This is a genomic window from Bowmanella yangjiangensis (genome assembly GCF_017255015.1).
Taxonomy (GTDB): Bacteria; Pseudomonadota; Gammaproteobacteria; order Enterobacterales; family Alteromonadaceae; genus Bowmanella; species Bowmanella yangjiangensis.
This window is the reverse complement of the sequence record NZ_JAFKCS010000543.1, coordinates 1-509: the sequence shown is the minus strand read 5'-3', so window position 1 is coordinate 509 and position 509 is coordinate 1. Positions and strand designations below refer to the sequence as shown.

The following is a 509-nucleotide window of genomic DNA, read 5'->3' as shown; positions in this document are numbered from 1 at the left end:
AGGCCTGTCCGGGCGAGGCATTGCTGACGGTGGCCGGTGTCGCGGTGCTGGGTGCCGTGCTCGATGGCAGCTTCTTCGCGCAGACGCGTGAGGTGGCCGAACACCTGCGCGAGGGGCTGGCCCATCTGGCGCGGCGTCATGCTCATGGGCCGCTGCGGGGGCACGGGCTGATGCTCGGCCTGCCATTGATCGGGCAGCGTGCGCGCGTCGTGCAGCGGGCGGCCCGGGAGCAGGGGCTGCTGCTGGGGATGGCTGGCGACGAGTGCCTGCGCCTGTCGCCGGCCCTGACGGTGAGCCATGGCAATGTCGAGGAGATGCTCAGGCGTCTGGGCCGGGCATTGCAACGAGTCGAACAGCGCTGTGAGGAGGTCGCCTGATGCGTATCGCGCTGCTGCAACACACGCCCAGTGCCGGCCCTGCGGCGCTGGACCGCTGGCTGGACGGGCACCAGGTCAGCTGGCACCGGCTGTACGCTGGCGCCCCGCTGCCGGGACTGGATGAGTTCGACC

At 71.1% G+C, this 509-nt stretch carries 1 protein-coding gene; it reads left to right on the top strand.

Features of this window, described 5'->3' with window-relative positions; translation table 11 throughout:
* Positions 1-377: aminotransferase class III-fold pyridoxal phosphate-dependent enzyme (locus J0A65_RS25570; RefSeq protein ID WP_206597022.1), on the top strand; the 377-nt coding region annotated here is incomplete at its 5' end.
* Positions 378-509: the final 132 nt, after the last annotated feature.